We start from the raw sequence: 24,095 nt of genomic DNA on the forward strand, positions 1-24,095 counted from the left end.
AGTAGGGTTTTAAAGATGATTTAAATAGCTACTGCTCCTTTAATATGAGGATGCGGGTTGTAGTCTTTCAATGTAAAGTCATCAAATTTGAAGCCAAATATATCTTTTACTTTTGGATTTAACAACATTTTGGGTAAGGTCCTTGGTTCTCTAGATAATTGAAGGGCTACTTGTTCCATGTGATTGCTGTAGATATGAGCATCTCCAAAAGTATGTACAAAGTCTCCAGCTTCATAGCCACAAACTTGCGCCATCATCATCGTAAGAAGTGCGTAAGAGGCAATATTGAAGGGAACTCCTAAAAAAATATCGGCGCTACGCTGATATAACTGGCAAGAAAGTTTGCCATTTGCAACATAAAATTGAAAGAAAGCATGGCAGGGTGGAAGCGCTGCTTTGCCTTTTGCTACATTTTCAGAAAATGGAACCGACGAATCGGGCATTACACTCGGGTTCCAGGCACTCACCAACATTCGTCTGCTATCAGGGTTGTTTTTAAGGGTGCGAATTATTTCTGATATTTGATCAATCTCTTCACTATTCCAATTTCTCCATTGATGTCCGTAGACCGGGCCTAAGTCCCCTTTTTCATCTGCCCACTCATTCCAAATACGTACACCATTTTCTTTTAAGTATTCGATATTAGTGTCTCCTTTTAGAAACCATAGCAATTCATAAATAATGGATTTTAAATGCAATTTTTTTGTAGTTACCATAGGAAACCCTTCACTAAGATCGAATCGCATTTGATATCCAAAAACACTTTTCGTTCCAGTTCCAGTACGATCGTGTTTTTCGGTTCCGTTTTCTAATACATGTTTTAGGAGGTCGTGATATTGTTTCATAGCATAATTTTAGACTGGGTTAAATGTAAAAAAAGCCATTCATGAATTAGAAGAGAGGCAATAAGTTTTTTGAAGAAGTTATTAAGAATGTTAAAGTTATGTGAAAAAAATAATGTAGCTTTGATATTATGCTGTATTGCAATGGAAAAAAAATATATAACACCCTACGGAATATTAGAATGCTTTCGAAAGCATGTCATCTTCCATCTTCGATCCGTAGATGTGAATGAATCTCTTGGAGAGTATATTTTTGATATACTCAATTTACATTACAATGAAGCTCCTTATGTTTTTATCTCTAAAAGAGATTTTGTTTCTAAAGTAGATCCTAATGCTTACCGATTTATTAATCCTAAACACATGGTAGGATTGGCGATAGTTTCTCAAGAAGAACAGGTACGAGAACTTGCCTTTGCAGAAATGGATTTATTTAGTGGTGCTTTTAGTTTTTTTAAAACCATAGAAGAAGCAGTAGATTGGGCTTCTACTGTAATACGAAGTTCTTAACCAATTAACATTCCAGCAATAGTTGCTGTTAGTAACGCAGCTACAGTTCCTCCTATAAGAGCTTTAATTCCGAAGCGAGCTAAAACGGCTCGTTGTGAAGGTGCTAAAACTCCAATTCCTCCAATTTGTATTCCTATAGAAGCAAAGTTTGCAAAACCGCAAAGTGCATAGGTTGCAATTACAATGGAACGATAATTTACAATAGTTCCAGCCTGTTTCATTTCACTAAGGGAGGCATAGGCAAAGAATTCATTTAAAATAGTTTTTTCTCCAAGAAGTTGACCAACCACAGTAATGTCCTCCGCAGGAACGCCTATAATCCATGCCACGGGCGCAAAAATATTACCAAGAATAAACTGCATAGAAAATTCATTATAGCGGCCATCGGTAAGTACAGCAATTTTCTCATTCAGCCCGGTAGGAGCACCTATCCAATCAACAGTGATCCAGTTAAAAACGGCAATCACAGCAGTAAATACCAACAACATAGCACCCACATTTACTGCGAGTTTAAGTCCTTCGGTGGTACCTCTAGAAATTGCGTCTAATATGTTAGAACCAATTTTTTCTTTTGAAATGTCTAGTTTTTTATCAACTTTTTCGGTTTCTGGGTAGAGCATTTTTGCTATCAAGATCGCAGCGGGAGCCGACATGATGGAAGCGGTAAGTAAATGTTTTGCAAAAATAATTTTTTCAGCATCACTCTCCCCACCAAGAAATGCAATAAAGGCTGCAAGAACACCTCCTGCGATAGTCGCCATACCCCCAACCATAAGGCAGAGCATTTCAGATTTTGTCATTCTGTCGAGGTAAGGTTTAACCACTAAAGGAGCTTCTGTTTGTCCAATAAAAATATTGGCAGCTGCTGCAAGGCTTTCAGCACCAGAAAGGCGCATGGTTTTGCTCATAACCCATGCAAACGCTTTTACGAATAACTGTAAAATTCCAAGGTAATATAAAAGTGAAGTAAAAGCAGAGAAGAAAACAATAGTAGGTAATACTTTAAAAGCAAAAATATATCCAAACGTATTCATGTCTGTGACGAGGCCACCAAATAAAAATTCTGCTCCTTTTTCACTAAAATTTAGAAAGGTTACCACCTTGTCTGAGATCCAATCGAAAATGGTTGCTACAAAAGGTACTTTTAAAACTAAAAGTGCAAATATGAGTTGCAGTGCAAGTCCTGTTGCAACTAAACGCCAATCGATCTTTTTACGATTACTACTTAACAAATAACAAATAAAGAGAAGAAAGACCATCCCCAAAACACCGCGTAAAATACTATTCATGCTTAATCCTACTCCTTGATCGGGTTTTAGTGCAAGGTTGCTTTTTCCTTCAATAGCGGAAGGAGTTACTGCTGATATCTCTGTTTGTGTGGGACCTTTAAATTTAAAAATTCTATTTTTTTCTGAAAAAACTAAAGTGCTGTCGGTAAGTTCAGAAATTCGATATCTTGAAATTGAATCGTTTGGGGTATCGTAGAAAAGGACCAATAAATTTTTCTGAAGAATATAATCGCCTGAGGTTATCAGGTTCTTCGCCTTTAATGAATATTCAAAACTTCCTTCGTTTAATTTGAGGTAGTCTTCTTCAGAATTTACTGGGAAGAGTGATTCTCCAGTTTCATTTTCAAGAGAGAAGAGGTCCCATTTTTTTTCAATGTTTTGTCCGAAACTGCTTCCGAAGCAAGCCAGAAGAAAGGCAATAATTAAAAGATTCTTCATAAACGTATTGTTGTGCATCAAAAAATGTTTGGGCATGATAATGAGATTTAAGATTTCATAGAGCTACTTATTCCCTTTTTGAAATTTCATCTCGAATATTGGCTGCGGTTTCGTAATCCTCGTTAGCTACTGCTTGATCCAGCATGGTGTTTAATTCTTTTAAAGTGAATTTTCCATATTTTTTTCCACTCGAGGGATTAGATTCTTTGTCTTCTCCTAAAATTAATTCTTCGATAACGGCATCCTCTTGCTGTGAAGATTTTTTGTCGGAATTCTTTGAAGGCGTTTTCAAGAATATACCAGCTTTGTCAAGTATTGCTTTGTACGTAAATATAGGTGCGTCGAAACGCAATGCCAGTGCAATGGCATCACTGGTACGGGCATCGATAATTTCTTCGATTGCGTCCCGCTCGCAAATAATGCTCGAATAGAACACGCCATCGACAAGCTTATGTACAATTACTTGTTTTACAACAATTGAAAAACGATCTGAGAAGTTCTTAAATAAATCGTGAGTTAAAGGGCGTGGAGGTTTTATCTCTTTTTCTAAAGCGATTGCAATAGATTGTGCTTCAAAAGCGCCAATCACGATGGGTAATTTTCGTTCGCCACCCACTTCGCTCAAAATTAGCGCGTAGGCTCCATTTTGTGTTTGACTGTAAGAGATTCCTTTAATATTAAGTCGTACTAGGCTCATTAATAAGTTTTCAGTTGTCGGTATGTAGTAGCCTTTTGCGCTACTTTTTAAACGTGTAAAATTACATTAAACCGTAATAGAATAATGTAGAACGTCACAAAAAATCACGGCTCTCTCATTATGCTAAAACACTCTGATCTACATGAGAAAAGGCTGTTTAAATAAGGATGCTTCCTATTTTAAACAGCCCTCTAACAAAGGTCCAAAATACTAAAAATTATGCGTTTTGTGCCTTAAAGGCTTTTAATTTTTCGTTGAGTTGTGGAACCACTTCAAAAGCATCTCCAACAATTCCGTAATCTGCAGCCTTGAAAAAAGGAGCTTCTGGATCGTTGTTAATTACTACTTTTACTTTAGACGAGTTGATACCAGCTAAATGTTGAATGGCACCACTAATTCCAATAGCAATGTATAAGTTAGAAGCTACTGGCTTACCTGTTTGCCCTACGTGTTCGCTATGAGGTCTCCAGCCCATATCACTTACGGGTTTAGAACATGCTGTTGCAGCGCCTAAAGTTTCAGCTAATTCTTCGATCATTCCCCAATTTTCAGGTCCTTTTAAGCCTCGACCTCCAGAAACAACAACTTCTGCATCTGCAATCGTTACTTTATCTGTTGCTTTATCTACCGAAACAACATTTACTGAAAAATCTTCTGAAGCTAGTTCGGGAGAGAACGCTTCAGTAGTAGCTGTAGTCTCATTTTCTTTAAGACCGTATGCGTTTTTACCTAATCCGATCACTTTTGTATCGGTTGTAATTTCAGTAATGGCGAATGCTTTATTAGTAAAAACACTGTGCTTTACCTGAAAAGGAGAAGTATTCGTAGGAAGTTCTGTAACATTCGCTACATATCCTGCTTCTAGGTTTACAGCTACTAATGGAGCCATAAATTTACTGTTTGCGCTTGATGTAAGTACAATTACACTAGCACCCTCCTTTTTAGCTGCTTGAGCAACTACATCGGCATATGCGTCTGCATTGAATTTACTTAATTTATCATTGGAAATTTCCAATACTTTTGAAGCACCAAATTTTCCGAGCTCTTCACTGTTTCCACCGTTTACTGAAACTGCAGTAACGCTTGTTCCCATCATATCGGCGATTCCTTTTGCATAAGAAACTGCTTCGTGAGCAATTTTTTTAAATGTTCCTTCTTCGGATTCTGTATATACTAGTACCATGATTTTTATAGTTATGAGTTATAAGTTATAAGTCATGAGTGGCAAAATAGCTCCACCCTGGACTAAGAACTGATAACTTGTTTATATTACTTTTGCCTCGTTGTGTAAAAGATCAATAAGTTCGTCTACATTATCAACTAACTTCACAGCACCTTTTGGAGCTGGTTTTTCAAAAGAAGCTGTTGTAGTTTCTGGAGAAACCGCCACTGGTTCTTTTACAGTTAAAGGCTTGCTTCTAGCTTGCATGATGCCTCTCATGTTCGGGATTCGAAGATCACTTTCTTCAACAAGTCCTTTTTGACCGCCTACTACTAGAGGTAACTTCGTGCTTACAGTTTCTTTACCACCATCGATTTCACGAATTGCAGTAACATTATCTCCTTCAATTTCAAGATTGATGCAAGTATTTACGAAATTAGCATCGGTTAACTTAGCAAGCATACCTGGGACCATCCCACCGTTATAATCGATCGACTCGCGACCAGCAATAACTAGATCGTATGCACCATCTTTTACAACAGAAGCTAATTGTTTTGCAACAGAGTAACCATCGGTTGCAGGTGTATTTACTCGAATGGCAGCATCGGCACCAATGGCTAATGCTTTTCGAAGTGTAGGTTCTGTTTCGGGTCCACCTACGTTTATTACATCTACTGAAGCGCCTTGCTTTTCTTTAAACCACATGGCTCTGGTAAGACCAAACTCATCGTTTGGATTGATCACAAACTGCACACCGTTGGTGTCGAATTTGGTGTCTCCTTCGGTAAAATTAATTTTAGAGGTAGTATCGGGTACGTGACTTATACACACTAATATTTTCATATGTGAAGTATTATTTTAATTGTAAATTTTTGGGCTACGAAGATACTAATATATTCTGTATTTTACTATGCATGCATAATAAATTTTATTGAAAACTTTCACAATTATATCTATGCACATATAAATAATAGTATTTTTGCCTTTCTTATTTCAATTTTCAATACCATTTGAAATAAATTATATAAAATTTGATACTCTTATGAAGACCTTACAATTCAGAGAAGCGATCTGTGAAGCGATGACCGAAGAAATGCGTCGTGATGATACTATATATTTAATGGGCGAAGAAGTTGCCGAATATAATGGTGCTTACAAAGCGAGTAAAGGTATGTTGGATGAATTCGGAGAAAAGCGTGTCATCGATACTCCTATTTCTGAATTAGGATTTTCAGGTGTTGCCATTGGTTCTGCTATGAACGGGAACCGTCCTATTGTTGAATATATGACGTTTAATTTTTCATTAGTTGGAATCGACCAGATTATTAACAACGCCGCAAAAATTCGCCAGATGTCGGGAGGACAGTTTAATTGTCCTATCGTTTTTCGTGGACCTACCGCTTCTGCAGGTCAGTTGGCTGCTACGCACTCTCAAGCATTCGAAAGCTGGTATGCAAATTGTCCTGGTCTTAAAGTAGTAGTGCCAAGTAATCCTGCAGATGCAAAAGGATTATTAAAAAGCGCAATTCGCGATGACGATCCAGTGATCTTTATGGAGAGTGAACAGATGTATGGAGATAAGGGAGAAGTACCTGAAGGAGAATATTTAATCCCAATTGGAGTAGCAGAAATTAAACGAAAGGGTGCCGATGTAACTATCGTTTCTTTTGGTAAAATTATTAAAGAAGCATACACAGCAGCCGAGCAACTTTCAGAAGAAGGGATCGAATGTGAGATTATTGATCTTCGCACCATTCGTCCAATGGATCACGATACAATTATAGAGTCTGTAAAGAAAACAAATCGTCTTGTAATTTTAGAAGAATCATGGCCTTTTGGAAATATTTCTACAGAAATCACCTACCAAGTTCAAAGTGCGGCATTCGATTATTTAGATGCTCCTATTGTAAAGATAAATACAGCAGACACTCCAGCGCCATATTCGCCTGTGTTACTTAAAGAATGGCTTCCTAATAGCGATGATGTTATAAAGGCGGTAAAAAAAGTGCTGTATAAAGACTAAAAAATTATTATCTAAATTCGGTTCTTAAAAACCGTGGCTTGATTTTAGTACGTAATTACTACACACCTTTTCTAGTTGTTACTTAAAAACCCTGAATGCGCACAAATAGTTATTTTTTCCGAAGTTTAGAATTTCCAACATCTTTCTTATTTCCTAATTTTCTTCGGAAAGGTTTGATGGTTGTTGCATGTTTTTTCGTTGTAATTTCAACTTTAGCTCAGACTAAAGTAAGTGGTGTGGTGAAAGATCCTACAGGGATGTCGGTTGCTTTTGCAAATGTAATCTTTAAAGACTCTAATGAAGGTACCATCACTAATGAAGACGGACGTTTTTATTTAGAAAGTGATGAAACATATACCGATGTTATTTTTTCTTTTGTTGGTTACGAAACCAAAGAAATCGTACTTACTGAACGAAGCACATACAAAATGGAAGTCATCTTAGAGGAAGAGGCTGCATCGTTGGATGAGGTGGTGATCTTTAGCGGGAAACAATCTAAAAAAAACAATCCTGCAATCGATATTCTTCGTAAGGTCTGGGAAAATAGAAGGGAAAATGGAGTAAAAAAGTTTAAACAGTATACGTACGATAAATACGAAAAACTAGAATTTGACCTAAATACTATCGACAGTGCACTGATTAAAAGTCCGGTGTTTAAGGGAATGGAATTTATTTTCGACCAAACCGATACGTCTAAGATTACCGGAAATACCTACCTGCCTATTTTTATAAATGAGGCACTTTCAAAAGTGTACGGAGACAATCTTTTAAATGAAGAAAAAGAAGTGCTTGATGGAAACAAAAACTCTGGTTTTAGTAACAATCAAACTCTTATCGCATTTGTAAAAGATCTGTACAGCGATTACGACGTTTACGACAACTACCTTAAATTTTTCGATAAAGCATTTACAAGTCCGCTTTCAAAGACCGGAATCGATGTGTACAATTATGTATTGCTTGATAGCGCCTATCGCGATAATAAATGGTGTTATAATATTGTCTATTATCCTAGACGTAAGAATGAGCTTACATTTAAAGGAGATTTCTGGGTAAACGATTCTACTTGGGCGATTAAAGAAATTAATATGCAGGCTTCAAAAAGTGCTAACCTTAACTGGGTGCGAGAAGTCTATATCGAACAGGAATTCGATGTGCTAAACGATTCTATTTTTTTAATTACCCGAGATTATTTTTTAAGTGATTTTAGCCTTCGAAAAAAGGAAGGGGCTCGTGGTGTTTACGGAAAGCGAACTACATTATACGACAATTATGTATTCGATATTCCGAAGGATAAAAGCTTTTATTCCAATCAAGTAGATCCTTATCAATTTCAAGTTTATAATAGGGATGACGAATATTGGAAAACAAAAAGAATGGAAGCCCTTAATAATGATGAAAAAGGGGTCTATAAAATGCTTGACACGTTAAAAACAGTTCCTCGATTTAAAGCACTGTATAATATTGGTGCAACATTGGTGTCAGGATATTATCAAATAGGAAATGTTGATGTAGGTCCTGTATTTTCAGTCTTTGGCTTTAATGAAGCGGAAGGATTACGAATCCGTTTAGGTGGTCGTACCTATTTTACTCAAAACGACCCTTGGCGCCTAGAAGTATTTGGAGCGTATGGATTGAGAGATGAACGCTTTAAGTATGGTGTTTCGGGAAAATGGTTGCTTGATCGCAAATCAAGATTAACGGTCTTTGGGGGAAATCGGAAAGATGTAGAGCAAACAGGGGCTACTCTAACAAATAGCAACGATGTGTTAGGCAGAAGTTTGGCGTCGTCATCACTAATTTCAGTAGGGGCAAATGACCGGTTAACACGAATTAATTTAACTACCGCAGGTTTCTCTTTAGAGCCGTCAAAAAATTTAATCACCAGAATTACCGGATCCTATCGTACATTGAAATCTGCTACCGATACTTTTAGTATCGATTATTTTGATGAGAACGGAGATGTGCAAAGTACAATTTCTCAACCAGAGATCGAGGTTAGCTTAAATTATACACCTGGCCGTAAAACTTCAGGATATGGCGTGGAACAAACCATAATAAACGATGGTGATTATTCAATTTTTTACCTCGGATATACATTAGGATTGAAAAACGTATTAGGGGGAGATTTCGATTATAAACGTTTGCAAGGACTCTATACACGTCCATGGAATATTGGAGGAATAGGAAGGCTTCTTTCAACAGTAGAAGTAGGAAAAGTGTTCGACCCAGTGCCACTTAGTTTATTAAATCCAGTTCCTGGTAATCAGACGTACTTTAGTTTGTATAATAGTTTTACACAATTAGATTATTACGAATTTGTAAGTGATACATACGCATCGTTGCATTTACAGCATAATTTTGGCGGAAGACTTTTTTCTAGAATTCCTGGACTTCGAAAACTTAATCTTCGCGAAGTAATTGGTTTTCGTGCAGTTTATGGGGAGGTGTCAGATGAAAATATTGCTTTAAATGCGTCAAACATTGTATATCAGGCGCCTACAGAAATTTACTACGAATACAGTGTAGGAATTGGTAATATTTTTAAAATCTTTAGAATAGATTTTAACTTCCGAGGAAACTATTTAAGCAACCCAGGTGCGCGCAAATTTGGTGTTACGGGGGTATTCGGATTTTCTTTCTAAAAAATTTTCTTCGGAATTTATTTATTTCATTTCATGGAGTTGTAATGTGCTTTTTCTGAAAAAAGTTCCCTAAATTTGGTAATCTCCCCACAACCAACCATTTAAATCAATTATATGAAACTCCTTGTTTGGCTCCTTTTGGTTGCCGTAACCTCTGTATATGCATCTCCCAATGTGACCGTATATTTTGAAACTACTGCAGATGGTTATGACGTTTTTGCTGATAATACTGAAGGTTGTCCGGTGACAGTTCAACTAGATCTTACATTAGAAAATCTGGAATCGGAGAAAGGCGATCATGCAATAATTATTGTACCCGCGAAAGCGGAATACTTTCAAATTAACACTTTAAAAATAATTAGTAAGTTACAAGCGCATCAATTTTCTCATATTGTTACTTCTTATTTTGGAGATTCAAATAAAAAGGAATATGATGCGGTTTTCGAATATGCATTGCCATTTAAAAAAGGGGGCTCTTACAAACTGTTACAACCTACTAATACCAATACAGGTCAAGAAAAAGAATTCGCTATAAATTTTGAAATGCCATTAGGTACCGTAATTACAGCCGTTAGAGGAGGACTTGTAATTGAGGTCGTTGCAGAAAATGAAAAAGGTTGTCGAGAAGAAGATTGTAATGATGTGAAAAATTACATACTCGTGTATCACATAGATGGCACATTTGCAGAATATAGTTCTCTTAAGAAAGAAGGGATTTTAGTTGCGAAAGGGGATCCTGTTAAAATAGGGCAACCAGTGGGATTAAGTGACGTTGCTGGACGTGCAAATAGACCAAAATTACATCTCGAAATCTTCTTAGCCGACGTCTCAAAACGAAAGATTTTAAAAACAAATTTTCTTCTCGGAAATGGAAGTGATTATGGTATTTTACTAGAAGGTGCAACCTATACTCGAAACTACTAAGTCCACTTCTCATTTATTATTGAAAATTCAGTCTATTATTTTCTAAAAAAAACCAATTGAGTTCGTTTCCGTTATTACGGGAATTTTAGTACTTTTGCGCCCTCTAAAAATGGGGTGGTCACAAAGTTTATTGGGTGCTATTCTATATTATTTAAAAGAAAGATTATTAATAAAGACTGATTTTTTTCAGTAGATATACTTGCATTATGACAGCAGATAAGGTGAATACGTTCGACGTACTAATAGAAATTCCGAAAGGAAGCCGTAATAAATATGAATACGATTTTGAATTAAAAAGAATACGGTACGACCGTATGATCTTTTCATCTATGATGTATCCTGCAGATTATGGTTTTGTTCCCGAAACCTTAGCATTAGATGGAGATCCGTTGGATGTGCTAGTACTTGTAACCGAACCAACTTTTCCCGGTTGTGTAATCGAAGTAAAGCCTATTGGTGTATTTCATATGGCAGACGAAAAAGGACCCGATGAAAAAGTGATCTGTGTACCTATTAGTGACCCTATCGCCAACACTGTAAATGATCTTTCAGAATTAAATCCACACCTTATTAAAGAGATCGAACATTTCTTTCAAGTATATAAAGATCTTGAAGAAAAGAAAGTTGACGTAGGTGGATGGGGTGATGAAAAAGAAGCAAAAGAAATTGTAGCTAAATGTATAGATCGTTTCAGAGAAAGTGATGTTCCTTTTAAAGAAGTGACCATTCGATAATTACAGCTTATAAATATGTAAAAAACTCTGAATGATAAATTCAGAGTTTTTTTGTTTTCGATCTGTTCCTATCATGCAAAGTTTTAGAGTCTAATTGAAGCTTGCTAGCCTAATAACTACATAAGACTTAAGACTCCTTAAATTTGATTTATTCTGTTTGAAGTGATTACAATTTTAAATTAATTACAAGTACCTTTTTCCCATGATGTTACTCCTGCCCGATCAGCGGCACAAGGATTACTGTAGGTCGTTTCATTACAGCCACATACAGGGTCGTATTCCATCGTACAAGGTCCTTCGCTTATTTGTGAAGAATCGATACAATTAGATTTTACAGTACCGCAGGAATAAATTGTTATATATACAGCTATCACCGCAACGATAGATAGAAGGTGTTTTGTTAATTTCATATTTTTGGGGGTATTATCATTTCAAGTTTAAAGATAATAAGATATGATTTAATTTTTCTGAAATTAATTGTTAATCTATCATTGATCTCAAAATTAGGATTGCTTTTTTCTTTAGTTCGATTTTGTTACTTTAGCATCCGAATTAACATAACCTTAAACATTCATGGAACAGAACATTATTTATGTGCCTATCGCCCTTTCAATTTTAGGACTGATTTTTATGCTTATAAAAATGAGTTGGGTAAAAAAGCAACCTGCCGGTAGTGATCGGATGCAATTTATTTCTAAAAGTATAAAAGAAGGTGCATTGGCATTTTTAAATGCTGAATATCGATTATTAGTGATTTTTGCGGTCATTGCTGCTGTATTACTTTATGTGGTCTCAACCCTTGTGCCTTCAACGAGCTGGATGATCGTTCCCGCTTTTATCATTGGTGCTGTATTCTCTGCATTGGCAGGAAACATTGGGATGCGTATTGCAACTGAAGCTAATGCACGTACTGCCGAAGCTGCTAAAACAAGTTTGCCACAGGCGCTAAAAGTTTCTTTTGGTGGTGGAACCGTTATGGGGCTTGGTGTTGCGGGTCTTGCCGTTTTAGGACTGAGTTTGTTCTTTATGTTTTTTGTTGGAAATTTCATGGGGAACGACGGAACTTTCTATGATAATATGACAGTGGTGTTGGAAGCCTTAGCAGGTTTTTCATTGGGAGCTGAATCCATCGCTTTATTCGCCCGTGTTGGGGGAGGTATTTATACGAAAGCTGCCGATGTAGGAGCAGATCTTGTTGGAAAAGTAGAGGCTGGAATCCCAGAAGACGACCCTAGAAACCCTGCAACAATTGCAGATAATGTTGGAGATAATGTAGGAGATGTAGCCGGAATGGGAGCGGATCTATTTGGATCGTACGTGGCAACTGTACTGGCCGCAATGGTACTAGGAAATTATGTGATTAGAGATATCGCAGCTTCTAATAATGGAGTTTTCACAGACGAATTTAATAACATGGGGCCTATCCTACTTCCAATCGTAATTGCTGGAGTAGGAATTTTAGCATCCATTTTGGGAACGTTTTTAGTAGGAATAAAAAATAACGATGCTAAGGAACCACAGGTTCAGAGAGCATTAGATATGGGTAACTGGGCCGCTATTTTACTTACCTTGGTGGCAAGTTGGTTTTTAATAGACTGGATGCTGCCAGAAACAATGAACATGAAATTTTTTGGAGAAGGAGTAAAAGAGATCCCATCCATTAATGTATTCTGGTCTGCGTGTATTGGTCTTGCCGTTGGTGCGTTGATCTCTATGGTAACCGCATATTATACGAGCTTAGGGAAAAAGCCAGTTATGGATATTGTACGAAATTCTTCGACTGGAGCCGCTACGAATATAATCGCAGGATTAGCAGTAGGAATGTACTCTACTTTCGCATCAGTTATTTTATTTGCAGCTGCGATCTACGGTTCTTACGAATTAGCAGGATTTTATGGAGTTGCATTGGCAGCTTCAGCGATGATGGCAACTACGGCAATGCAATTAGCAATCGATGCTTTTGGACCTATTGCAGATAACGCAGGGGGTGTAGCAGAAATGAGTGAATTGGAGCCGCATGTTCGTGAACGTACAGATATTTTAGATTCTGTAGGTAACACAACAGCAGCGGTAGGGAAAGGATTTGCAATTGCTTCTGCAGCACTAACCGCTTTAGCACTATTCGCTGCTTACGTAACATTTACAGGTATCGACGGAATCAATATTTTCCGTGCCGATGTATTAGCAATGTTATTTGTAGGTGGAATGATCCCTGTAGTGTTTTCTGCAATGGCAATGAAATCGGTGGGTAAAGCAGCGATGGAAATGGTACAGGAAGTACGTCGACAGTTCCGTGAGATTCCTGGAATTATGGAAGGTACTGCTACACCCGAATATGCAAAATGTGTTGATATTTCAACCAAAGCAGCATTAAAAGAAATGATCCTTCCTGGATTATTAACTATTATTACTCCTATTCTTATTGGATTGATCTTTGGAGCTGAACCTTTAGGTGGTTACATGGCAGGTGTTTGTGTAAGTGGTGTAATGTGGGCGATCTTTCAAAACAATGCAGGAGGTGCCTGGGATAATGCTAAGAAATCGTTCGAAGCAGGAGTAATGATTAATGGAGAAATGACTTATAAGGGAAGTGACGCTCACAAAGCAGCCGTTACTGGAGATACCGTTGGAGATCCATTTAAAGATACTTCTGGGCCTTCTATGAACATTCTTATTAAACTAACCTGTCTTGTGGGATTGGTGATCGCACCGCTTCTTGGTGGGCATGCTACCGAAGATACCGTTGTTGTAGAAACTGTAGCTTCAGATGAAATGGTTTTTATTTCTGAAGATGGTACACGCACCGTTTTAACTACAGAACAAGTGAATGAAATTCAGAATAAGACCAATGTAGTTGATAATGCAAATGGTGAAAGTTTGAAAGATAAAACGGAAACTTTTGTAGAAATGCTTAAGAATGATAACAACGATCAAGTAACAGCAAATGTTGAGATTCGACGTACTGTAGATGGTGTGACCACAATCGATAAGAAAACCTTTACGGGAACTGAAGATGAAGTGCGTGATCAACTAAAGGATGTTGAAGACATAAAAATAAAAATTAAAGATAAAAGCTAATTTTATTTAATTCAGTTAAAACCCTGCCTATAAACGGCAGGGTTTTTTTATGGATTTTAGTATTTTAGTTATATGATGAATTACGAAGATTTAATAACATTAGGAATTGCATTTGGTTTGGGGATGCTTGTTGGTCTACAGCGTCAGACATCCGATAAAGAAATGGCGGGCGTACGTACTTTTACACTAATCGCAGTGCTAGGAGTTGTCTCAGGTTTCTTAACCAGAGAATTCGATAATCCTTTTATTTTGCCTGTATTAGGGCTTTGTCTAACTGCTTTATTAATTGTCGCTAATATTATTAAACTGAAAAAATTTACTGAAGCAGATGTGGGGCAGACCACCGAGGTTGCTGCATTATTAATGTTTGCTATAGGAGCATATTTAGTACTAGGGAGCCAAATAATAGGGGCTGTAGTGGGCGGAACGATGGCAATTTTACTCTATGTGAAAGAGCATCTTCACGATTTTATTGAAAAACTTAAAGAAAAAGATCTCGCGGCAATCATGACGTTTGCCGGTATTTCCCTAGTGATTTTACCCATACTTCCCGATAAAACCTTCGGCCCTTTCGATGTTCTAAACCCTAGAAATATCTGGATGATGGTCACATTGATTGTAGGTATAAGTGTGATAGGGTATTTCATTTATAAATTCGTAGGCAAAAATGTAGGGATCATCTCTAATGGTATTTTGGGAGGTCTTATAAGTAGTACTGCAACAACGGTAAGTTATGCGAGAAAGACTACAAATTCAAAGAACATTAGTAAACTTGCAGCTTTTGTAATTACCGCAGCATCTACTATTGCATTGGCTCGCGTATTGGTTGAGGTTGGAGTCATAATACCAGAAAAACTTCCACAAATTATACTCCCCATTCTTCTTGAATTTATAATTATGACGATACTCTGTGTAGGATTGTTCTATTTAATAAATAAAGAAAAGAATGACGACAAGATGCCAGAGCCAGAAAATCCGGCACAGTTTAAAAGTGCGTTGATCTTTGGATTATTATATGGTTTAATTTTATTAGCAGTAGCATTTACTAAAGAAGAATTTGGAAACAATGCATTGTACATAGTTGCCATTATTAGCGGTCTCACCGATGTAGATGCCATTACTTTGTCACTCTCTCAATTAATGAAAGGTGGCGGCTTAGAAACCGCTACTGGATGGCGGCTTATATTACTAGCATCTCTTTCTAATTTATTATTCAAAGGAATTATGGCAGCGATCCTCGGAACACGACAATTGTTGAAATGGATTTCGTTATCTTTCGGCATCTCAATCGCAACAGGGCTTCTCATTATATGGCTTTGGCCCGAAGGATGGCACTTTTAGCAGTAAGAGTTTGTAAAGTAGTTGTTTAAAAGAAAAAAAATCTAGTATCTCAAAGTATTTATGGCATTATTTAAAAAAGATCCTTTACAGATCATTACATTTTCAAGTTATGGAACCCCCACACATTTATATATTAGGGGTCGTGCTTTAGAAGATGAAAATATCGATTTAACTAAAAGAGGTTTTTTTTCATTACTTCGGAATACCTGGAAACGTTTTGAAACCGATGAAATAGCACATACTAAATTAAAAATAAAACTTCCTAACGATACATTTCTGTACGTTACCACCGATAAAAAGGGGTACTTTAAACTGAAAGCGGAGGTCCCAAATCTAAATGATCTCACCAATTCTGAAGGTTGGCTGCAATATGAAATTTCTTATGAAGATCCGCAACCAGGCAGAGTTATTAATAATGACAATCGATTTGCGGGAGAAATGCTTATCCCTTCAGAAACAAGTAAATTTGGGGTTTGCAGTGATATCGATGATACCATTCTTCACACGGGAGTGACATCATTTTTAAAGTTAAAATTGGTGTTTAATACATTTTTTAAAAATGTAATGAAACGAAGTCCGTTAGAGGGAGCTGCTTCTTTTTATCAGTTGCTTCATTTAGGGAAAACAGGAGAAGATGCTAATCCTATTTTCTATGTGAGCCATAGTCCGTGGAACTTATATCGATACCTCGCATTATTTCTTAAAGAACAAACATTTCCAAAGGGTCCGGTGTTATTAAGAGACTTTCCGAAGCCATTCAGTAAAAAAGATTCTTCCGAAAAACCTCAGAAACAAAAAGAAATCATAGACATACTTACCACTTATCCCAACATGCAATTTATACTTATAGGAGACAGTGGAGAGCACGACGCTGATATTTATATAGAGATTGCAGAAGCCTTTCCGAAGCGTATAAAGGCAATTTACTTACGTAGTGTAAAGCATAAAAAGAAAATGCTTCGTATTCAAGGAATTTTCGACAGCTATAATAAGGTGCCTACACTCTTGGTTAAGAGTAGTGAAGAGGCAATAGAGCATGCTACAGCGCAAGAGTTTATAGCTGCGCCAAAATTGTAATGTTACTTCCAAAAGGATTTATTTAATACTTTTGCACCTTGTTTATTTTAAATAGTTAGTGCTTTTTATCTACCAAAGTAAGTTGATATGCAACCTAATAATTTTACTACTTCATTTTTTGGTATCGGAATTCAGAACGGAAAAACTCCCAAAAATTTAGGAGTGCTATGGCGAACGGCTCAAAATATGGGAGCGAGTTTTATTTTTACTATTGGCAATCGGTATGCAAATCAGGCATGTGATACTCATAACTCTGTAAAATCGTTGCCGTATTATCATTACAAAACTTTCGACGATTTTTACGAACATCTACCAAAAGGGGTGCGTATTGTAGGAGTTGAAAAAACGGAAAGTGCTAACAACTTAGAAGAGTTTAAACACCCAAAAAGGTGCGTGTATCTCTTAGGGGCAGAAGACCATGGACTTTCGAATCGAGCGATTGAGAAAGCTCATTTTTTAGTTCAGTTTCCTTCAGAATATAGTTTAAATGTAGCGGTAGCGGGAAGTATTGTTTTATACGATCGTAGTCGAAATAAACCCAGACAATAATATAAAATTCAGAATAAAAAAACCCATTCCGGCAACGGTGGAATGGGTTCTTTTCATAACAAAATTTATAACGGTAGCTGCTTAAGTGCTCATTTTCTAATTAGAAAACATGCTGAGTTCCGCTAAAGTAAAAGTAACATCAAAAAACAATTCTCTTTAACGGAAATAAATTTAATTGTAACTCATTAGATTTCAGTTTGCTAAATTTTTATACAAACTGTCGTTTATTTTAAATGTATCTTGGAGAGAAAATAAATTTTAGAATGGATTACTTCTTTATTATTACCGTGCTTGTCGTCATGGCTGCTGTTTTTGGATATATTAATGTGCGGTTTTTAAAGCTTCCAAATACGATTGGCTTGATGCTCATCACTATAGTTTTTACACTCGGAATTTTCGGCCTTAGTTATTTCGACCCTACATTACTTAATGCTGAGAAGTATATTTTAGCCCAAATAGATTTTAGAACTGTGCTGCTTGATATTATGTTAAGCTTTCTATTATTTGCAGGAGCCCTACATACCAATTTTGAGCAGCTCAAGGTACAACGTTGGCCAGTGTTGGTATTTGCAACTCTAGGAATATTAGTATCAACTTTTTTGGTAGGTGTTGGAATGTATTATGTGCTGCAGGTTATTGGTTTAAACGTAGATTTTATTTATTGTTTGCTTTTTGGAGCATTGATCTCTCCAACCGATCCTATTGCTGTTTTGGGTATTTTAAAGAAAGCAGGAGCTCCTAAAAATCTTGAAGCAAAAATAGTGGGAGAGTCTTTATTTAATGACGGAGTGGGAGTAGTGATATTTATAACTATTTTTCAAATTGCTTCCTCTGGAAACGGAGTGGTAGACCCTATTCAGATTGTAGAATTATTTGCTACCGAAGTTATTGGTGGTATTGCACTAGGTCTCCTTATTGGATTTGTTACTTATCGACTTTTAAAATCGATAGACGATTATGATATCGAGGTTATTATTACTCTGGCGGCAGTGATGCTAGGGACAGTTATAGCTCAATATTTTCATTTATCAGCTCCTTTAGCAATGGTTACGGCGGGACTCATAGTTGGCAACGATACGGTCCGTGCTTCTACCATGTCTGAAGTTACAGAATCGTATGTAGACAAGTTTTGGGAACTATTAGACATATTACTAAATACTATTTTGTTTGTGCTTATTGGGATGGAAATGCTGGTGCTCTCTTTTGAAGGAAGCTATATTATGGCTGGTTTAATCGCAATTCCATTAATACTTGCTTGCAGATATACATCGCTATTACTGCCAATAAATTTCTTTAAAGAGAAACTTAACTTTGCTCCTAAAACAAATCTTATTATGACATGGGGTGGCTTACGTGGAGGAATTTCTATTGCGCTGGCCTTGGGGTTAACAAACGAAATGCATCGGGAACTTTTTCTGGTCATCACATATGTTGTCGTTGTTTTCTCTATATTAGTACAAGGACTTACTGTAGGTACATTAGTGAAAAAGATAAATGAGATTTATAAATGATTAAAAACTTCTTTTAATTTTTTACTGTTTAGAGGTTTTGTAATATAGCCTTCGACATTGGAGTGATCTTTAGTGCGTTTAAAGTCTTCGGGATCTATGGAAGAAGTAACTATAAAGGTTTTTATTTTCTTAAGCTCTGAATTGCTTGAGACTTCCTTTAAAAACTCCCAGCCATCCATAATAGGCATATTTAAGTCGAGTAAAATTATATCTGGTACTTGGTCTTGATTTTCCATTCTTGCAGTTAGACCTTTTACCGCTTCCAGACCATTATGATAGAGTATAAAATCTTCGCAAAAATCCATTTTACCCAAAAGATGTTTAAGTGTGTAAATAAAAATTTTATCATCATCGATAATACAAACTGATTTTACTTTATTCATGTTGTAAAAAGACTTTAAAGATAGTGCCTACATTTACCGTACTTTCAATTTCAATGTGCCCTCCCATAGCTTCTGCTTGATGTTTGCAAATAAAGAGTCCAACCCCACGTGCTTCAATATGTTTGTGGAACGTTTTATACATTCCAAAGAGCTTGTTTTTATTTTTTTCTAAATCGATTCCTAAGCCATTATCTTCAAAAGTAAGTATTCCAAAGAGGTCTTCTTTTGTGTACGTTATCTTCAGAAAGCTTGTTCGTTCAGGAGAAGAAAATTTTATAGCATTATCTACCAAATTGTGAATAATACTTTCTAAATATGTTTTAATGCCCAAGATATGGGTTGTTTCATTAATTGAATTTGTAATGGAAACCTTATGTTTGGCTGCATTCATTTCAGCATTAATTAGTGCCGTTTTAAGTACTTCATTTAAATCTACCTTTATAAAATCACAGCTCGGTGTCGAGTTTATTAATATTACATCATTAAGGTGATAAATAGCACTATTTAATCGCTCAGTTGTTTTTCTTATATAATCGAATGTGGTAGTATTTCTTAAAGATGGATTTTCTTCTTCTAACATTTCTAAAAGCATTTCAGAATTGCCGTAGTGAGATCGTAGGTTGTGAGATACAATTTGAGCGAAGTTCTTTAATCTTTGATTTTGTTCTTTAGTTACTCTTAATAATGCGTTTATTTCTTTTTCTTTTGCTTTTGTTTTATCTTCAGTAATGTCTAAAGAATAGATTAAAATTCCCCCTATTTTGTTTTCAGAATTATACCAAGGTTTAATTTCCCAAATAAGCCAAATTTCTTTACCATTTTTATCTACAAATAATTCTTCACCAGATCTTTTGGTTTCTCCTTGAAGACATAGTGCATAGATATCTTTCCAGCGTTGTTGAAGATTGGGAAAAAAATCTAAATGTGATTTTCCAATGAAATTTTTGCTGTCAATGTTGTAATTAGTAAGCCATTTTTTAGAAGCAGCTAAATAATTTAGGTTCCTGTCAAGCATTGCCGTAGCAGAAGGGATCTCGGCAATAAACGATTTTTTTATTTCCACTTCCTTTTTTTCCTTGTCGATATCTTCTCGATATCCATATATCCATTCTGGCTCTCCGTCCTCGGTATAGGAGACAATCACAGCTTTACTACGCATCCAAATCCAGTGTCCATTTTTATGTTTCATCCGGATTTCTGTTTCGTAAAATGGAGATTTTCCTTCTAGATAGGTTACAAAATTTTCTCTAGCCCTTGTTAATTCATCTGGATGTAATACCGTTCTTATTTCCTCAATGCTTGTTGGGTTAAATTCATCAAGGCTATACCCTAAAAGTTTAACCCAGGTTTCATTATATTCAAATTTTCTTGTGGTATTGTCACATCGCCATGCGGCGAGATTTGTGTTTTCGAAAAGTTTTTGGTAGATGGCAAGTTTTGTGTCCCGTTTTACTTGCTGATAAGACTGCTTTTTAAAACAACATAAAAGGTACGTATGTTCGTTTGTTTTTAATTTAACTCCTAAATATGTAAAAGGAATTTTAATTTTTTCAAAATTTTTAAGAGTAACGTCTCCCTTAAAATTAGAAGAATCGCTACACTTTTTTTCTAAAGCAGATGAAATCATTCTTTGATCATCTTTTTCGGTAAATACATTAAAAGCTTGATGATCTCGCGTAGTATCAGTATACCCTAAGGTATTCGATAGGGCAGTATTTATGAATTTGTTTGAAGAATTCTGAATATTGAAAAAGCAATACCCATCACTATCGGAATTGTATAAAAACTCAAAAACAGAGGTGTTTTTCTTCACTAAAGAGTGTAACCTTTCAGTTAGATCTTCAGATATAGACATATTATTTGCTTTTGTAAACGGTGACCCCATTATTAACCGAATAAAATTGAAGTGGTTTAAGACCACAATTACTTTAAAAAAAGTATTGCTAAAATAGTACTAGGGAGCGTTGAGCAATATACATGTTTTTTTTAAAAAACAGGCGTTTTATCTATATTTATTGCGTTTTATAGATGTTTTTGTAAGTGCTTTTAAAAAATATGATAAATCATAAAGGTTAAAAAGACTTTATATGGCATTATAAAAACATATAAACCTTCAACCTGTTTATTTCCCTATCTTTGTATAAAAAAGAAAGAATGGCACATAAGGCTGGATTTGTAAACATAATTGGAAACCCGAATGTAGGGAAAAGTACACTCATGAATGCCTTTGTAGGGGAACGACTTTCTATTATTACCTCAAAAGCCCAGACCACACGGCATCGGATATTGGGGATCGTAAATGGAGAGGATTTTCAAGTGCTTTTAAGCGATACTCCCGGAATTATTAAACCTGCCTACCAATTACAAGAAAGCATGATGGATTTTGTAAAATCTGCTTTCGAAGATGCCGATGTGTTACTCTATTTAGTAGAATTAGGGGAAAAAGAATTAAAAGATGAAGCTTTTTTCAATAAAATTACCAATGCTAAAATTCCTGTACTATTACTAATTAATAAAATTGACAAAGGAAACGAAGCGTTGCTTACTGAAGCCCTTGCATTGTGGGAAAAAAAGGTTCCTAATGCGAAAATTTTTGCTATCTCAGCCTTAGAAGGATTTGGAGTGCCCGAAGTATTTTCAACCATCATCGAACTCTTACCAGAATCTCCAGCATTTTACCCAAAAGACCAACTAACAGACAAACCAGAACGTTTTTTTGTGAACGAAGCCATTCGCGAAAAAATCTTGATTCATTACAAAAAAGAGATCCCATACGCAGTAGAAATAGACACAGAGGAGTTTTTTGAAGACGAAAACATTATTCGAATTCGAAGTGTAATTATGGTTGAGCGAGAAACCCAAAAAGGAATTATTATTGGCCACAAAGGTTCAGCGATTAAGCGAGTTGGGATCGAAGCGCGAAAAGATCTAGAGAAATTCTTCGGAAAACAAATTCACCTTGAATTATATGTAAAAGTGAATAAAAACTGGCGTAACGATGATCGTCAATTGCGTCGCTTCGGATATCAGAATAAATAATAATAACTCTTGATTGCTTTATTGGATTTTTTCTGAAACCTTTTTTATTCTCTTATATGTCGGTATCCATACTTCTATTTGTAGCACTTTTAATCTTCGGAATCTACGCCTTCAGTAAACTGAAAAACAAACCCGTTGAGAAATTTCCGAAGAATTGGCATCCTCTTCTTTTAGAGCATGTTCATTTTTATCGGGATCTTTCCGAAGCAGATCAGAAATTATTTCAAAAACGAATGATGCTTTTTTTGAGCGAAGTCACGATTGAAGCCGTAGAAATTAAATTAGAAGAACTCGACACCATCCTTATTGCTGCAAGTGCTGTAATCCCTGTTTTCGGATTTAAAGAGTGGCATTACAAAAACCTTAGTGGAATAATTTTATATCCAAATAATTTTAACGGCGATCTGGAATTTGATCACGAAGGGGAATCTAAAGTTATTTCGGGACTGGTAGGGTCGGGCCGTTTCGAAAAACAAATGATTCTTTCTAAACGAGCCTTGTACCACGGTTTTGAAAACGATACCGATAAAAGCAATACTCCTGTCCACGAATTTGTGCATCTTATAGACAAACTAGACGGAGAAACCGATGGTGTTCCCGAACGGCTTTTACAGCGACAGTACATTACGCCTTGGTTAAAACTTATGCATGAAGAGATGGAAGCAATTCAGAATAACGATTCCGATATACGTCCCTATGGCGCTACAAATGAAGCAGAATTTTTTGCAGTTGCTTCCGAATACTTCTTTGAACGTCCCGATCTGTTTAAAAAGAAACACCCAGAACTGTACGATCTTCTCGTACGTTGCTTTCAACAAGATAGAGCAACTTAATACAACGTAAAAAAAAGGCTTTCAGAAGAAAACTTCTTTTTAAAAAGCGTAATTTCCTTATCAAAAAAAATTTAGATACATTAGGTAAATAATGGTGCCCAATCTGGTATTTCGTTGTAACCGTTAAAAACAGGTGTTTGTATTACCTTGCTGTGCTTCATGATTTAAACGATCTAATTCAATAAAAATCATATCTTTAGAGAAACGAACTCCTTGTGATAAAATTCTTCAGAAAAATTAGACAAAGATTGCTTTCTGAAAACAAATTCAGCAAATATCTTCTTTATGCCATTGGTGAAATTGTGCTTGTGGTTATCGGTATTCTAATTGCATTATCAATAAATAATTGGAACGAATCCAGAAAAATTAGAAATGCAGAAGTAGAGATTCTTTATAATTTAAAAACTGTGCTGGAATTCAACCTTGAAGGTCTTAAAGAGATCAATAAACAACATACGTCAGAATTTGAAGACGGAATGCATCTTTTGCATCTTTTCGGAACGAATGTTTCAAATATATCTAAATCAAAATTAGATTCGCTGACTTCAAATGCATTCAGCGGATTTTCATTTGAAGCAAAAGACGGATATATCAAATCACTTATTGCATCGAATAAAATTGATTACTTACAAAACGCTGAATTGAAATCTTTCATTTCATCTTTTGAATCGATGGTTATAGATGCTAGCCAAGAAGATGGATTTGTAAGGAGACTTTTAAATGAACGTTTATGGCCTTCAACCGATGGTAAATTAAGTGCTTTAAATAGCATATCATCTTCTGAGAGGTATAAAGAGTTTCCAAAAGGCACCTATTCATCAGACTATCAATGGTTCTTCAATAATCGTGAAATGGAAGATTTAACAGCCAATATAGTTGCTTGGAAAAAAGAAAATGTGATCGATGAACAAATTTTTATGGATAAAATCGAAATAATGATTCAGAGTATCAATGCTGAATTAAAAGAAAAATAACAAAGCACACAACGGGTATACTTCATTGTTAGTGGAAGCTTATTTACCA

At 35.9% G+C, this 24,095-nt stretch carries 21 protein-coding genes; 13 read left to right on the plus strand and 8 right to left on the minus strand.

Annotated elements, in window-relative coordinates; genetic code table 11:
- Positions 1-20: 20 nt before the first annotated feature.
- On the minus strand, positions 21-845 hold the full coding sequence (locus tag ULVI_RS13030) for a thymidylate synthase (protein ID WP_068593241.1): 825 nt from the start codon (positions 843-845) through the stop codon (positions 21-23).
- A gap of 141 nt (positions 846-986) precedes the next feature.
- Between ULVI_RS13030 and ULVI_RS13035 the strand changes: the two genes are divergently transcribed.
- Positions 987-1,352 (plus strand): hypothetical protein, encoded by a 366-nt coding sequence (locus ULVI_RS13035; protein WP_068593242.1) that lies wholly within the window; start codon positions 987-989, stop codon positions 1,350-1,352.
- On the opposite strand, the gene ULVI_RS13040 is transcribed toward ULVI_RS13035, so the two are convergent.
- The 4 genes from ULVI_RS13040 to ULVI_RS13055 form a co-directional block, all read right to left on the minus strand.
- On the minus strand, positions 1,349-3,079 hold the full coding sequence (locus ULVI_RS13040) for a nucleoside transporter C-terminal domain-containing protein (protein WP_068593476.1): 1,731 nt from the start codon (positions 3,077-3,079) through the stop codon (positions 1,349-1,351). The genes ULVI_RS13035 and ULVI_RS13040 overlap by 4 nt on opposite strands.
- A 67-nt stretch (positions 3,080-3,146) precedes the next feature.
- The gene (locus ULVI_RS13045) at positions 3,147-3,776 is read right to left on the minus strand and encodes a bifunctional nuclease family protein (protein ID WP_068593243.1); all 630 of its coding nucleotides are present in this window, start codon (positions 3,774-3,776) and stop codon (positions 3,147-3,149) included.
- A 217-nt stretch (positions 3,777-3,993) separates the two neighbouring features.
- Positions 3,994-4,962 carry an electron transfer flavoprotein subunit alpha/FixB family protein gene (locus tag ULVI_RS13050; protein ID WP_068593244.1) on the minus strand — a complete coding sequence of 323 codons (969 nt, stop codon included), beginning with the start codon at positions 4,960-4,962 and terminating at the stop codon, positions 3,994-3,996.
- A 78-nt stretch (positions 4,963-5,040) separates the two neighbouring features.
- Positions 5,041-5,781 carry an electron transfer flavoprotein subunit beta/FixA family protein gene (locus ULVI_RS13055; RefSeq protein ID WP_068593245.1) on the minus strand — a complete coding sequence of 247 codons (741 nt, stop codon included), beginning with the start codon at positions 5,779-5,781 and terminating at the stop codon, positions 5,041-5,043.
- 181 nt (positions 5,782-5,962) lie between these two features.
- Here ULVI_RS13055 and ULVI_RS13060 point away from each other — a divergent pair, with 181 nt between their 5' ends.
- The 4 genes from ULVI_RS13060 to ULVI_RS13075 all read left to right on the plus strand — a co-directional run bounded on the left by ULVI_RS13060 (position 5,963) and on the right by ULVI_RS13075 (position 11,261).
- Positions 5,963-6,961, plus strand: a complete 999-nt coding sequence (locus tag ULVI_RS13060; RefSeq protein WP_262485584.1) for a pyruvate dehydrogenase complex E1 component subunit beta — start codon at positions 5,963-5,965, stop codon at positions 6,959-6,961.
- A gap of 176 nt (positions 6,962-7,137) precedes the next feature.
- Positions 7,138-9,603 (plus strand): DUF5686 and carboxypeptidase-like regulatory domain-containing protein, encoded by a 2,466-nt coding sequence (locus ULVI_RS13065; RefSeq protein WP_068593477.1) that lies wholly within the window; start codon positions 7,138-7,140, stop codon positions 9,601-9,603.
- A gap of 114 nt (positions 9,604-9,717) precedes the next feature.
- Positions 9,718-10,527 (plus strand): M23 family metallopeptidase, encoded by an 810-nt coding sequence (locus tag ULVI_RS13070; protein WP_068593247.1) that lies wholly within the window; start codon positions 9,718-9,720, stop codon positions 10,525-10,527.
- 206 nt (positions 10,528-10,733) lie between these two features.
- The gene (locus tag ULVI_RS13075) at positions 10,734-11,261 is read left to right on the plus strand and encodes an inorganic diphosphatase (protein ID WP_068593248.1); all 528 of its coding nucleotides are present in this window, start codon (positions 10,734-10,736) and stop codon (positions 11,259-11,261) included.
- A gap of 179 nt (positions 11,262-11,440) precedes the next feature.
- Here ULVI_RS13075 and ULVI_RS13080 read toward each other — a convergent pair whose 3' ends face one another.
- Positions 11,441-11,671 carry a Kazal-type serine protease inhibitor domain-containing protein gene (locus tag ULVI_RS13080; protein ID WP_068593249.1) on the minus strand — a complete coding sequence of 77 codons (231 nt, stop codon included), beginning with the start codon at positions 11,669-11,671 and terminating at the stop codon, positions 11,441-11,443.
- A gap of 163 nt (positions 11,672-11,834) precedes the next feature.
- Between ULVI_RS13080 and ULVI_RS13085 the strand changes: the two genes are divergently transcribed.
- The 5 genes from ULVI_RS13085 (at position 11,835) to ULVI_RS13105 (ending at position 18,817) form a co-directional block, all read left to right on the plus strand.
- On the plus strand, positions 11,835-14,339 hold the full coding sequence (locus ULVI_RS13085) for a sodium-translocating pyrophosphatase (RefSeq protein WP_068593250.1): 2,505 nt from the start codon (positions 11,835-11,837) through the stop codon (positions 14,337-14,339).
- Positions 14,340-14,411: 72 nt separating this feature from the next.
- Positions 14,412-15,680: an MgtC/SapB family protein gene (locus ULVI_RS13090; protein ID WP_241780995.1), complete on the plus strand. Its 1,269-nt coding sequence runs from the start codon at positions 14,412-14,414 to the stop codon at positions 15,678-15,680.
- Positions 15,681-15,740: 60 nt separating this feature from the next.
- Positions 15,741-16,757 (plus strand): App1 family protein, encoded by a 1,017-nt coding sequence (locus ULVI_RS13095; RefSeq protein ID WP_068593251.1) that lies wholly within the window; start codon positions 15,741-15,743, stop codon positions 16,755-16,757.
- Between the two features lie 87 nt (positions 16,758-16,844).
- Positions 16,845-17,306, plus strand: coding sequence for an RNA methyltransferase (locus ULVI_RS13100; protein WP_068593252.1), 462 nt, complete (start codon positions 16,845-16,847; stop codon positions 17,304-17,306).
- A 263-nt stretch (positions 17,307-17,569) separates the two neighbouring features.
- Positions 17,570-18,817 carry a cation:proton antiporter gene (locus tag ULVI_RS13105; RefSeq protein WP_068593479.1) on the plus strand — a complete coding sequence of 416 codons (1,248 nt, stop codon included), beginning with the start codon at positions 17,570-17,572 and terminating at the stop codon, positions 18,815-18,817.
- Here the strand turns inward: ULVI_RS13105 and ULVI_RS13110 are convergent.
- On the minus strand, positions 18,808-19,200 hold the full coding sequence (locus tag ULVI_RS13110; RefSeq protein WP_068593253.1) for a response regulator: 393 nt from the start codon (positions 19,198-19,200) through the stop codon (positions 18,808-18,810). The two genes, ULVI_RS13105 and ULVI_RS13110, sit on opposite strands and share 10 nt — an antisense overlap.
- The gene (locus tag ULVI_RS13115; RefSeq protein ID WP_197463515.1) at positions 19,193-21,055 is read right to left on the minus strand and encodes a PAS domain-containing protein; all 1,863 of its coding nucleotides are present in this window, start codon (positions 21,053-21,055) and stop codon (positions 19,193-19,195) included. The genes ULVI_RS13110 and ULVI_RS13115 overlap by 8 nt, the downstream gene beginning before the upstream one ends.
- 299 nt (positions 21,056-21,354) lie before the next feature.
- Here ULVI_RS13115 and era point away from each other — a divergent pair, with 299 nt between their 5' ends.
- The 3 genes from era (at position 21,355) to ULVI_RS13130 (ending at position 24,046) form a co-directional block, all read left to right on the plus strand.
- On the plus strand, positions 21,355-22,239 hold the full coding sequence (era, locus tag ULVI_RS13120; protein WP_068593255.1) for a GTPase Era: 885 nt from the start codon (positions 21,355-21,357) through the stop codon (positions 22,237-22,239).
- Positions 22,240-22,295: 56 nt separating this feature from the next.
- On the plus strand, positions 22,296-23,072 hold the full coding sequence (locus ULVI_RS13125) for a M90 family metallopeptidase (protein ID WP_068593256.1): 777 nt from the start codon (positions 22,296-22,298) through the stop codon (positions 23,070-23,072).
- A 215-nt stretch (positions 23,073-23,287) separates the two neighbouring features.
- Positions 23,288-24,046, plus strand: coding sequence for a DUF6090 family protein (locus tag ULVI_RS13130; RefSeq protein ID WP_082830875.1), 759 nt, complete (start codon positions 23,288-23,290; stop codon positions 24,044-24,046).
- Positions 24,047-24,095 lie beyond the last annotated feature (49 nt).

The organism is Cochleicola gelatinilyticus, from assembly GCF_001637325.1.
Lineage (GTDB): Bacteria > Bacteroidota > Bacteroidia > Flavobacteriales > Flavobacteriaceae > Cochleicola > Cochleicola gelatinilyticus.

Coding starts and splice junctions, on each gene's coding strand:
- ULVI_RS13110 (WP_068593253.1), bottom strand. CDS start 19,200: ATGAATAAAGTAAAATCAGTTTGTATTATCGATGATGATAAAATTTTT.
- ULVI_RS13085 (WP_068593250.1), top strand. CDS start 11,835: ATGGAACAGAACATTATTTATGTGCCTATCGCCCTTTCAATTTTAGGA.
- era (WP_068593255.1), top strand. CDS start 21,355: ATGGCACATAAGGCTGGATTTGTAAACATAATTGGAAACCCGAATGTA.
- ULVI_RS13105 (WP_068593479.1), top strand. CDS start 17,570: ATGGATTACTTCTTTATTATTACCGTGCTTGTCGTCATGGCTGCTGTT.
- ULVI_RS13080 (WP_068593249.1), bottom strand. CDS start 11,671: ATGAAATTAACAAAACACCTTCTATCTATCGTTGCGGTGATAGCTGTA.
- ULVI_RS13055 (WP_068593245.1), bottom strand. CDS start 5,781: ATGAAAATATTAGTGTGTATAAGTCACGTACCCGATACTACCTCTAAA.
- ULVI_RS13115 (WP_197463515.1), bottom strand. CDS start 21,055: ATGTCTATATCTGAAGATCTAACTGAAAGGTTACACTCTTTAGTGAAG.
- ULVI_RS13095 (WP_068593251.1), top strand. CDS start 15,741: ATGGCATTATTTAAAAAAGATCCTTTACAGATCATTACATTTTCAAGT.
- ULVI_RS13030 (WP_068593241.1), bottom strand. CDS start 845: ATGAAACAATATCACGACCTCCTAAAACATGTATTAGAAAACGGAACC.
- ULVI_RS13090 (WP_241780995.1), top strand. CDS start 14,412: ATGATGAATTACGAAGATTTAATAACATTAGGAATTGCATTTGGTTTG.
- ULVI_RS13100 (WP_068593252.1), top strand. CDS start 16,845: ATGCAACCTAATAATTTTACTACTTCATTTTTTGGTATCGGAATTCAG.
- ULVI_RS13045 (WP_068593243.1), bottom strand. CDS start 3,776: ATGAGCCTAGTACGACTTAATATTAAAGGAATCTCTTACAGTCAAACA.
- ULVI_RS13075 (WP_068593248.1), top strand. CDS start 10,734: ATGACAGCAGATAAGGTGAATACGTTCGACGTACTAATAGAAATTCCG.
- ULVI_RS13125 (WP_068593256.1), top strand. CDS start 22,296: ATGTCGGTATCCATACTTCTATTTGTAGCACTTTTAATCTTCGGAATC.
- ULVI_RS13035 (WP_068593242.1), top strand. CDS start 987: ATGGAAAAAAAATATATAACACCCTACGGAATATTAGAATGCTTTCGA.
- ULVI_RS13040 (WP_068593476.1), bottom strand. CDS start 3,079: ATGAAGAATCTTTTAATTATTGCCTTTCTTCTGGCTTGCTTCGGAAGC.
- ULVI_RS13065 (WP_068593477.1), top strand. CDS start 7,138: ATGGTTGTTGCATGTTTTTTCGTTGTAATTTCAACTTTAGCTCAGACT.
- ULVI_RS13070 (WP_068593247.1), top strand. CDS start 9,718: ATGAAACTCCTTGTTTGGCTCCTTTTGGTTGCCGTAACCTCTGTATAT.